The 10922-nt window shown below is 72.7% G+C and carries 10 protein-coding genes; all 10 read left to right on the forward strand.

Annotated elements, in window-relative coordinates:
- Positions 1–470 precede the first annotated feature (470 nt).
- The 10 genes from BZY54_RS14765 (at position 471) to BZY54_RS14810 (ending at position 10822) form a co-directional block, all read left to right on the forward strand.
- Positions 471–1370: a sugar phosphate isomerase/epimerase family protein gene (locus tag BZY54_RS14765; RefSeq protein WP_086725632.1), complete on the forward strand. Its 900-nt coding sequence runs from the start codon at positions 471–473 to the stop codon at positions 1368–1370.
- Positions 1367–2059, forward strand: coding sequence for an EboA domain-containing protein (locus BZY54_RS14770; RefSeq protein ID WP_086725633.1), 693 nt, complete (start codon positions 1367–1369; stop codon positions 2057–2059). Before BZY54_RS14765 ends, BZY54_RS14770 begins: the two co-directional genes overlap by 4 nt.
- On the forward strand, positions 2059–2925 hold the full coding sequence (locus tag BZY54_RS14775; protein ID WP_086725634.1) for a TatD family hydrolase: 867 nt from the start codon (positions 2059–2061) through the stop codon (positions 2923–2925). The genes BZY54_RS14770 and BZY54_RS14775 overlap by 1 nt, the downstream gene beginning before the upstream one ends.
- A 2-nt stretch (positions 2926–2927) precedes the next feature.
- Positions 2928–4094, forward strand: coding sequence for a metabolite traffic protein EboE (gene eboE, locus BZY54_RS14780; protein WP_086725635.1), 1167 nt, complete (start codon positions 2928–2930; stop codon positions 4092–4094).
- On the forward strand, positions 4091–5488 hold the full coding sequence (locus BZY54_RS14785; protein ID WP_086725636.1) for an alkaline phosphatase family protein: 1398 nt from the start codon (positions 4091–4093) through the stop codon (positions 5486–5488). Before eboE ends, BZY54_RS14785 begins: the two co-directional genes overlap by 4 nt.
- A 52-nt stretch (positions 5489–5540) precedes the next feature.
- The gene (locus BZY54_RS14790) at positions 5541–6548 is read left to right on the forward strand and encodes a sugar phosphate isomerase/epimerase family protein (RefSeq protein ID WP_086725637.1); all 1008 of its coding nucleotides are present in this window, start codon (positions 5541–5543) and stop codon (positions 6546–6548) included.
- A 178-nt stretch (positions 6549–6726) separates the two neighbouring features.
- Positions 6727–7416 carry a hypothetical protein gene (locus tag BZY54_RS14795; RefSeq protein ID WP_086725653.1) on the forward strand — a complete coding sequence of 230 codons (690 nt, stop codon included), beginning with the start codon at positions 6727–6729 and terminating at the stop codon, positions 7414–7416.
- Positions 7417–7535: 119 nt separating this feature from the next.
- A complete protein-coding gene (locus BZY54_RS14800) occupies positions 7536–8531 on the forward strand; it encodes a nucleotidyl transferase AbiEii/AbiGii toxin family protein (protein WP_107419717.1) in 996 nt (331 codons plus the stop codon).
- Between the two features lie 128 nt (positions 8532–8659).
- A complete protein-coding gene (locus BZY54_RS14805) occupies positions 8660–9496 on the forward strand; it encodes a nucleotidyl transferase AbiEii/AbiGii toxin family protein (RefSeq protein WP_086725639.1) in 837 nt (278 codons plus the stop codon).
- Between the two features lie 105 nt (positions 9497–9601).
- Positions 9602–10822, forward strand: a complete 1221-nt coding sequence (locus tag BZY54_RS14810; protein WP_086725654.1) for an RNA-guided endonuclease InsQ/TnpB family protein — start codon at positions 9602–9604, stop codon at positions 10820–10822.
- Positions 10823–10922 lie beyond the last annotated feature (100 nt).

Raw genomic sequence — 10922 nt, forward strand, 5'->3', positions numbered from 1 at the left:
GCCGCCCGAGGCCTCGACGTGCTGCTCGGCGCCCGGGCGGGCCGGACGCGGTCCGCCCTGCCGGCGGCCGCGACCGTCGCCGGGCACACCCTCGCCGTCACCGCGCTCAGCCGCGCCGAGGTCACGGGCGCGCAGCCGTGGCTGCCCCGAACGACACTCGCCGCCACCGCGGCCGTCGCGGCGGCGACGGCGCTCGGCGCCGGACCCGCCCGCCGGGCCACGGGCCGCCCGCACCGACTGGGCGTCGCGGGCGGGCTCCTCGCGTACGGCGCGACGGCCGGCCGCGCCCAGGCGCACGCCGTCACCGACCCCTCCCCGGGCACGGTCCGCAAGGCCGTCGGCGCGGGGATCCTCGGCCTGATCCCGCTCCAGGCCGCGCTCACCGCGGGCGCGGGCGCACTGCGCTCCGCCCTTCCGCTCGCCGCGGCCTTTCCACTGGCCCGAGCCCTGTCCAGGCGGGTGTCCCCGACATGACCGAACCACTCGACCGCGACACCACGACCGCCGAGCCCGCCCTGCGCTACGGGTTCGGCACCAACGGCTTCTCCAACCACCGGCTCCAGGACGCGCTCACCGTCATCGCCGACCTGGGCTACGACGGCGTGGCGCTCACCCTCGACCACCACCACCTCGACCCCTTCGCACCCGGCCTGGCCGCGCGGACCGCTGCCCTCGCCCGGCGACTGGACCGTCTCGGGCTCGGCGTCGTGATCGAGACCGGGGCCCGTTACCTGCTCGACCCCTGGCACAAGCACGAACCCACCCTGCTCGCGGCCGAGGGACGGGAACGCAGGGTGGACTTCCTGCGCCGCGCGGTGGCCGTCGGCGCCGACCTCGGCGCGCAGGCCGTCTCCTTCTGGGCGGGCGTCAGGCCCGCGCGCCTCGATGCGCGGACGGCCTGGGACCGGCTGGTCGCCGGATGCGCGGAGGTCGTCGAGGCGGCGGAGAAGGCGGACGTGCCGCTGGGCTTCGAACCCGAACCGGGGATGCTCGTGGAGAGCATCGACGAGTACACCAGGCTGGCCGCGGCACTCGGCGACCCCGCTCCCTTCGGCCTGACCCTCGACATCGGCCACTGCCGCTGCCTGGAACCGTACCCGGTGCCCGAGTGCGTGCGCCGGGCCGGGAGCCGGCTGGTGAACGTGCAGATCGACGACATGCGCCGGGGCACCCACGAGCACCTCGAGTTCGGCAGCGGCGAGATCGACTTCCCGCCCGTGCTCAGCGCCCTCGACGAGGTCGGATACCGCGGGCTGGTCGCCGTCGAACTGCCCCGGCACAGCCACGACGCCCCGGGCGTGGCCCGCCGCTCCCTGGACTTCCTGCGCTCGTGCGACCCCGCGGTCCGCCGTGAGGAGGAGATGGCATGACACCCGACCACCTCAGAACCGCACTGACCGAACGGATGACCGAGCAGGGCACGAAGTGGCTCGCCGGTGCGTGCGCCTCGGTCACCACCGACCCCGGAGTGGTCCGTGGTCTGTTCCCGCTGGTGGGACGCCGATGCGGACGCGGTCCGCTGGACCCCGCCGACCCGCACGGCTGGACGGTGGACGACGCTGCCCGCTCCCTGCTGCTGGCCGCGATGCCCCTGGCCGGCGCCGCGCTGCTGGAGGAGATCGGGGAGCTCTACCGCACCGGTGACGCGGCCGAACGGCGCGCCGTGCTGCGCGCCCTGCCGCTGCTGCCCGTCGGCGACGGCGGGCTGCCCCTGGTGCGCGACGCCCTGCGCACCAACGACACGCGGCTGATCGCGGCGGCCCTCGGCGACTACGCGACCGACCACCTGGACGCGGACACCTACCGCCAGGGCGTGCTCAAGTGCGTCTTCACCGGGATCCCGCTGGCCGCGCTGCCGGGCCTGCCCGGCCGGGCGGACGCGGAGATGGCCCGCATGATGGCCGCCTTCGCCCACGAGCGGACGGCCGCGGGACGCGACGTGCCCGACGACATCGGGCCGGTCCTCGCGCTCTTCCCGGACGTGGCGATGCCCGGCCACCGGGACCTCCAGGACGTCTCCACCGCGACCACCGACCGCCGAAGCCCCCGGGAGGCGTGATGCGTATCTTCGACCCGCACATCCACATGACCTCGCGCACCACCGACGACTACGAGGCGATGCACGCGGCCGGCGTACGCGCCCTGGTGGAGCCCGCGTTCTGGCTCGGCCAGCCGCGCACCTCCGTGGGCAGCTTCCTGGACTACTTCGACTCCCTCATCGGCTGGGAGCCGTTCCGCGCCGCCCAGTTCGGCATCCGCCACCACTGCACCATCGCCCTGAACCCCAAGGAGGCCAACGATCCGCGCTGTGCGGAGGTGCTCCAGCTCCTGCCGCGCTACCTGCCCAAGGACGGCGTGGTCGCCGTCGGCGAGATCGGCTACGACTCGATGACGCCCGAGGAGGACGAGGCGTTCGCCGCCCAGCTGCAGCTCGCCGTCACCCACGACCTGCCGGCGCTGGTCCACACCCCGCACCGCGACAAGGGGGCGGGCGTGGAGCGCACCCTCGCCGTGGTGAAGGAGTCGGGAATCGCCCCCGAGCGCGTCGTCGTCGACCACCTCAACGAAGTGACGGTACGTCAGGTCGTGGACTCCGGCTGCTGGATGGGGTTCTCCATCTACCCCGACACCAAGATGGACGAGCGCCGCATGGTCGCCGTGCTGCGCGAGTTCGGCACCGAGCGGATCCTCGTCAACTCGGCCGCGGACTGGGGCAGGAGCGACCCCCTGAAGACCCGGAAGACCGGGGACGCCATGCTCGCCGCCGGCTTCACCGCCGACGAGGTCGACACCGTCCTGTGGCGCAACCCTGTCGCCTTCTACGGTCAGAGCGGCAAACTGGAGCTCGACGACTCGCAGGCCCCCGGCACCGACGCCACCTTCGAGGGCAACTCCGTGCTGCGCGGCGTCCGGGCGGAGGTGTAGCCGTGCGTCTGCTCCACCCCGACGGCACGGTGGTCCACCTCGCGTACTGCACCAACGTCCACCCCGCCGAGGACCTGGACGGGGTACTGGCCCAACTGGCCCGGCACGCCCAGCCGGTACGCGAACGGCTCGGGGCGTCCGTACTCGGCCTGGGCCTGTGGCTGGCCCGCGACGCCGCGGCGGCCCTCGCCGCGGACGACGGCGCCGTCGGCAGGCTCCGCCGGGAGCTGACCGCCCGCGGCCTGGAGGTCGTCACCCTCAACGGCTTTCCCTACCGCGGCTTCCACGACCCCGTCGTCAAGCACGCCGTCTACCGGCCGGACTGGACCACGCCCGACCGGCTGCACTACACCCTCGACCTCGCCCGTGTGCTCGCGGCCCTGCTCCCCGAGGACGCCGCACACGGCAGCGTCTCCACCGTGCCGCTGGGCTGGCGGACCCCGTGGACGGCCGGGCAGGCGGACGACGCCGCCCGAACGCTCGATGCGCTGGCCGACGGCCTCGCCGACCTCGCCGCCGACACCGGCCGGACGATCAAGGTCGGCCTGGAACCCGAGCCGGGCTGCGTCGTCGAGACCACCGCCGAGGCCGCAGCCCACCTCGCCCGTGTGGACACCGACCGCATCGGCGTCTGCCTGGACGCCTGCCATCTGGCGGTCGGCTTCGAGGAGCCGGCCGCCGCACTCGCCCGCCTGGAGGCGGCCGGACTGACGGTGGTCAAGACCCAGGCGTCCTGCGCCCTGCAGGCCGCCGACCCGTCCGATCCGGCGACACTGGCGGCACTGGCCCGCTTCGCCGAGCCGCGCTTCCTGCACCAGGTCCGGGAGCGCGGCGCCCCGCCCAGGGCCGTGGACGACCTGGACACGGCCCTCGCCGGCGCCCTGCCCGGCCGCGATCCCTGGCGCGTCCACTTCCACGTGCCGCTGCACGCCGACCCGGAGCCCCCGTTGACCACGACCCGCCCCGAACTGGAGGCGACCCTCGCCGCCCTGCTCGGCGGGGACACCGCCCGCACCGCGCACGTGGAGGCCGAGACCTACACCTGGGGGGTGCTCCCCGAGGCCGTCCGCCCGCAGGGACCCGGCGCCCTCGCCGACGGCATCGCCGCCGAACTGGCCTTCACCCGCGACCACCTGATCTCTCTCGGCCTGAAGGAGGTCGCCCCGTGAGCCCCGCCCCCCTGCTCGTCCTCGACGTCGTCGGACTCACCCCCCGGCTGCTCGCCCACATGCCCCGGCTGCGCGCCCTGGGCGAGGCGGGCTTCACCTCAACGCTCGACACCGCCTTCCCCGCCGTCACCTGCACCGTGCAGTCCACCCTGCTCACCGGGGAGCCGGCCACCGGCCATGGCATCGTCGGCAACGGCTGGTACTTCCGCGAGCTGGGCGAAGTGTTCCTGTGGCGGCAGCACAACGCGCTGGTGGGCGGGGAGAAGTTGTGGGAGGCGGCGCGGCGCGCGCATCCCGGCTACCGTGTGGCCAACGTCTGCTGGTGGTACGCCATGGGCGCCGACGTCGACCTCACCGTCACCCCGCGGCCGATCTACTACTCCGACGGCCGCAAGGAACCCGACTGCTACACCTACCCGCCGCAGCTGCACGACGAACTCACCGCCAAGCTGGGCACGTTCCCGCTGTTCACCTACTGGGGTCCGACCGCCTCCCTCACCTCCTCCCGGTGGATCGTCGACGCCGCCCGGCACATCCTCACCACCGAGGCCCCCGACCTCACCCTCGTCTACGTCCCCCACCTCGACTACGACCTCCAGCGCTACGGGCCCGACGACCCCCGCGCCGCCGCGGCGGCGGCCGACGTCGACCGGGTCCTCGCCCCGCTGCTCGACGCCGCCGCCGCACGCTCGGTCACCGTGGTCGCCCTGTCCGAGTACGGCATCACCAACGTCTCCAGGGCGGTGGACATCAACCGCGTGCTGCGCCGGGCCGGGCTGCTGAACGTCCACACCCAGGACGGCATGGAGTACCTCGACCCGTGGACGTCGGCCGCCTTCGCCGTCGCCGACCACCAGGTCGCCCACGTCTACGTCGCCGACCCGGCCGACACCGAGCGCGTCCGCGACCTGCTGGCCAGCACCGACGGCGTGGCCGACGTGCTCACCGAGGCGGGCAAGAAGGCGTACGGCATCGACCACCCGCGTGCCGGCGACCTCGTCGCCGTCGCCGAGCCCGACTCCTGGTTCACCTACTACTACTGGCTCGACGACGACCGCGCCCCGGACTTCGCCCGCTTGGTCGAGATCCACCGCAAGCCGGGCTACGACCCGGCCGAGCTGTTCATGGACCCCAAGGACCCCAAGGTCAAACTGCGCGCCGCCACGGCACTCGCCCGCAAGAAGCTCGGCATGCGCTACCGCATGAGCGTCGTCCCCCTCGACCCGTCCCCGGTGCGCGGCAGCCACGGCCGCCTGCCCGACCACCCCGACGACGGCCCCGTGCTGCTGTGCTCCCGGCCCGGCGAGGCGCGCGACCACTACGACGCCACCGAGGTCAAGGACCTGCTGCTGCGCCTGGCCGGCCTCACGCCGAGCGCCTCCCCGGCCCCCTAGCCGCCATCACCCCTCACCACCGCCGACCGACGAACCGACCGGAGGAACCCAGATGCCACGCCCGATCACCCTGTTCACCGGCCAGTGGGCCGACATGCCGTTCGAGGAGGTGTGCCGGCTGGCGGCGAAGTGGGGGTACGACGGGTTGGAGATCGCCTGCTGGGGCGACCACTTCGAGGTCGACAAGGCCCTGGCCGACGACGACTACATCCCGCGCCGCCGCGCCCTGCTGGAGAAGTACAACCTGCGGTGCTGGACGCTCTCCTGTCACCTGACGGGCCAGGCCGTCTGCGACCACCCCATCGACGAGCGCCACAAGGGCATCCTCCCCGCCCGCATCTGGGGCGACGGCGAGCCGGAGGGCGTCCGGCAGCGCGCCGCACAGGAGATCAAGGACACCGCGCGGGCCGCCGCCGCGTTCGGGGTGGAGACCGTCGTCGGCTTCACCGGGTCCTCGATCTGGCACACCGTGGCGATGTTCCCGCCGGTCCCGCCGGCGATGATCGAGCGCGGCTACGCGGACTTCGCCGAGCGGTGGAACCCCATCCTCGACGTCTTCGACGAGGTCGGTGTGCGCTTCGCCCACGAGGTCCACCCCTCGGAGATCGCCTACGACTACTGGTCGACGGTGCGCACTCTGGAGGCGATCGGCCACCGGGAGGCGTTCGGGCTCAACTTCGACCCGTCGCACTTCGTCTGGCAGGACCTGGACCCGGTCGGCTTCCTGTGGGACTTCAGGGACCGCATCTACCACGTGGACTGCAAGGAGTCGGTCAAGCGGTTCAACGGGCGCAACGGCCGCCTCGGCTCCCATCTGCCGTGGGGCGACCCGCGCCGCGGCTGGGACTTCGTCTCCACAGGGCACGGGGACGTCCCCTGGGAGGCGTGCTTCCGGATGCTCAACTCGATCGGATACGACGGGCCGATCTCGGTGGAGTGGGAGGACGCCGGCATGGACCGCCTTGTCGGCGCCCCGGACGCCCTCAAGTTCATCCGCGGACTCACCGCGATCGAGCCGTCGGACCGGTCCTTCGACTCGGCGTTCTCCTCCGGGGACTGACGACGCAGGACCGGCCGATGCGTCCTGCCAGTTGAGGGACGTCGGCCCGCCACGAGGGGGCGGCCGACGGTGGCCGGCAAGGGGAGGGGCCCCTGCACTCGCAGGGGCCCCTGCCGGGGCACGGTGAAGGCGAGCGCCGCGTGCCTGGTTGTCAGTGGCCGCCGGTACGGTCGGCGCCGTGAACGCAGAGCGACACCGAAGTGATCCGGCAAGGCATTTCGAGGGCGAGTTCGAGACACACCTCACGCTCGCCCCACAGGTCGGCCTGGACAGTGACGAGCGGATCCGCGGCTGGGCGGAACGCCACGGCCTGAAGTACACGCGGATCGTGCTGGACCGGGGGCGGACACCGGACCAGCCGATGCTCACGTGCCGGGGCGAGGGGACCCTGACGGGGCAGGTGGCGGCGGCCCACCAGTGGGCCGAACGACTGCGCGGGGACGGATTCCACGTCACACGCGTGAAGATGGAGGTGGCGCCGTGGACCACCGGCGTCCCGCGGACCGACGCCGAGGCGGCGGCTCTGCCCGGGGACTGCTACTTCGAGCACCACGTGAAGCTGCTCCTGTCGGGAGAGCGGCAGGTCGTCGCCGTACGCGCGCTGGCCGAACCGCACACAGCCCACGTCTCCAGGAACGCCCGGCGGGCGTCGGCCGATGGCACGCACGAGCGCTTCGTCACCCAGCGCTGCCGGGGGGTCGGCCGCCGTGAGGCGCGCCGCAGCCTCGACGCACTGCTCCGCGCCCTGGCGGAGGCCGCTTGCACGGTGGTCGAGGTGGAGGAGGAGTTCGTCGTCCACGACGACAACCCGTCCGTGGACGCCGGCTGGATCGCGGGGGACAGCGAGGCCGGACCGAGGGCGGCATGACACCACCGGACCACTCCCGGCCGCCGGCTCAGGGCGGCCGGCGGTCACCGGCTCAGGGCGATCGGCGGCCACCGGCTCAGGCCGACCGCCGGACGGCGGCTTCGGTCGACCATCGGGCGGTGGCTCTTGCCGACCGCGGTGCGGCGGCCCGGCGCGCGGCCCTCGACCATGTCCTGGCCCTGATCGCGGACGCCCCCTGGAGCGGGAGCCTCGTGCTGCGCGGGAGCATGGTCATGCCGGCGTGGGTGGGGAGCGCGGCGCGTGAACCGGCCGACCTGGACTGGATCGCGCCCCGGAACGCCGTCGGGGTCGACGCGCGGGACCCGTATCCGTACGTCGACCGCCTGGCCACGGTGCAGCAGTGGCCCGAGGCGGCCGACGGCGCGGCACAGTACGAGATCTGGACGTACGAGGAGTTCGACACGGGCGGGCAGCGGCCCCGGCTCCCGCCGGAAGGACTGCGCTGGCTGCAGGAGGAGGAGAAGGTCGTGGACAGCGGCCCGCCCTACGCGGACCTGCTCGACCGAGTGGCCCAGTCGCCCGAGGCCGCTCCCCGTGTGCTCCTCGACGCGAACGACGCGCGCGTGGACGGCACGTGGACGTACGCGGAGTACGACACACCGGGCGTCCGGCTGGTCATCCCCTGGCGCGCGGAGGGACTGCCTCCGGGCGAGGTCCGACTGGACTTCGCCCGCGACGAGCGGCTTCCCGAACCACCGGTGTGGACCCTGGTCCCGAGAGGCGACGGCGGCACACCCACGGCGGTGCGGACGGCGAGCCGGGAGCTGTCCCTGGCCTGGAAGCTGCTGTGGATGCACACCGACAGCCGAGAGAGCGGCCGGGCTCAGGGCAAGGACCTGTACGACGCAGTGGTCCTCGCCGAGGCGGAAGGGGTGAGGCTCACATGGCGCCTGCTGCGGTCGGTCTTCGGCCGCACGATCGGCCCTGCTGCGGACAGCCCCTTGTCGCCGGCCGCCGTGTCAAGGTGGGACGTGGACTGGGCCGACTTCCAGGTCGGCCACCCCTGGGTGCCGGGAACGGCACGGGACTGGCTGCGCCGACTCGTCCGGGCCCTCGACTCCGTGATCCACGCAGGTGCCGCGGTCGAGCGGTAACTCGCTTTCCGCGCAGGGCGATCGCTTGCGAGGATCGTGATTGATCGAGGAGGGCCCGCGCGCTGGGGACGCCGTAGGCCACACACGGCGATCCCGGGAGTGGCCCCCGGAGGAGAGGCGAGTACGGGATGTCCGGTTCCTGGGAGGGCTTCGGCTGGCGGAGCGACACGGTGCCCCGGGCTCCGCTGGACGACGAGGCACGCTCCCGCCTCGACCTGCCGTCGACGCTGCGCCCGATCCCGGACGAGGGCGTGGTGCAGCGTCCGGTCTTCGACCCGGCGCTCAAGCAGTACTCCAACGCCTACCGCGCCGCAGACCCGCACTTCACCGACGATGACGCCGAACGCGCCTGGCGCGCGGCCCGCAGGACAGCGATCGGCCTCGTCCTCTCCGCGATCTCGGACTCGCCGTGGGCGGACTCGCTCGTGCTGCGCGGCAGCGTCCTGCTGCGGGCCTGGTTCGGGACCGCAGCACGGGAGCCGGGTGACCTGGACTTCGTCGTCGTGCCACAGTCCTGGCGGATCGACGAGAGCCGGACGCAGGCCATGCTCGCCGGCCTGGCCCGGGCGGCCGAAGCGGCAGCGCTGCGAGGCGCCGGTTCCGACCGCCTCGACTCCGATGGCGGCGCCGGTGCCGACCGCCTCGGCTCCCATGGCGGCGCCGTCCGGATCATCGCGGCGGAAGCGGCGAGCGACGACATCTGGACGTACGACCGGGTCCCCGGCCGGCGCATGGTCCTGCCCTGGACATGCGACGGCCTGCCCGGGGGAGTGGTCCAGATGGACTTCGTCTTCAACGAGCACCTGGCCCTCGACCCCGAACCGACCCTTCTCCCATGGGCCTCCGACGGCCCGGACGCCATCCTGAACGCGGCCACGCCCGAACTCTCACCGGGTTCCTCCGAGGATGCCCCGGCTGTCAGGCCGGGGTGGAATCGGGTTCCTGCGGAGCAGGACGGGAAGTAGGGGTTTCGCCTCCGGGGCGAAAGTCCGTCCACCCGCGACGAGGTGAGTGAGCCCGTGGCGATCAAGAGGCGTCAACTGTCAGTCCTCCCGTATAGGTTCGGATGCATGACGCCAGACGTGACCATGGAGGGGGCCGGGCATGCCCGGTACTCCTTCCGTGTGCGCCTGTCTGCTACCGCGCGGCGCGCACTTGAAGCGGAGTGGGACCGCTGCCGGTGGCTTTGGAACGAGTGCGTGGCCAAGTCGAAGCAGGTCCACCAGCAGAGCAAGGAGTCCGGTGAGAAGCTGACGTGTGGTCCGGCGCAGTTGGACAGGATGCTGACCGAGGCGCGTCGGGTGACGCCGTGGCTGGCTGCGGGTGCGTCGGTGCCGCAGCAGCAGGTGATTCGGGACTTCGCCAGGTCGAGGGCGAAGGCGTTGAAGGACATCAAGGACGGGCTTGCGCAGCACCGCCGGGCGGGGATGCCCCGCTGGAAGAAGAAGCGGGACAGCCGCCCGAGCCTGAACTACACGCGGCGCGGTTTCCGTCTGAAGGACGGTCGTGTGCACCTTGCGGGTGGGATCGTGCTGAGGGTGGTGTGGTCGCGGGACCTTCCGGCCGAGCCGTCGAGTGTGCGCGTGTACCAGGACACGCTCGGGCACTGGTATGTGTCCTTCGTCGCCCCCGCGCGGACCGCACCGCTTGCCTTCACGGGGCGTGTGCTCGGGGTGGACTGGGGTGTGAAGGAGACGGCCGTCACCACCGATGACGCCTACGATCTCCCGCATGCCGAGCACGGCAAGCGGGCCGCGCAGGGGCTGGCCCGCTATCAGCGGATGATGGCCCGGCGCCGGAGCCCGAAGGGCCGGCCCGTATCCAAGGGCTACCGGAAGGCGCAGGTGCAGGCGGCGAAGCTGCACAGGAAGGTCGCGCGGCAGCGGGAGGACACATCCCGCAAGTGGGCCAAGTCCGTGATGCGTGATCATGACGGGGTGGCGGTGGAGGACTTTAGGCCGAAGTTCCTCGCGAAGACCACGATGGCCCGCAAGGCGGCCGATGCCGCCATCGCCGCCACCAAACGCGCTCTGGTCGAGATGGGGCGCAAGCACGCACGGGACGTCCGTCTCGTGCACCCGGCGCACACCACGATGGACTGCGCGACGTGCGGAGCGAGAACCAAGCACGCACTGCCTCTGTCGATGAGAACGTATGCCTGCACCGTGTGCGGAGCCGTCTGTCCCAGGGACAAGAACTCCGCCCGTGTGATGCTGGTCCGGGCAGGTTGGAACCCGGACGGTGCCGAGGGCGTAAGACCACCTGAGCCGCCGGCTCAGGTGGCGGCCTGAGCCGTGAATCCCCACATCAGCCCTGGAGGGTGGAGAATCCCCTCCCTTCAGGGAGGGGAGCCTTCAATGCGTGTCGTGGTGCCGGTGCCAGGTGTCGAAG

This window comes from Streptomyces carpinensis, assembly GCF_002154505.1.
GTDB classification, from domain to species: domain Bacteria; phylum Actinomycetota; class Actinomycetes; order Streptomycetales; family Streptomycetaceae; genus Streptomyces; species Streptomyces carpinensis.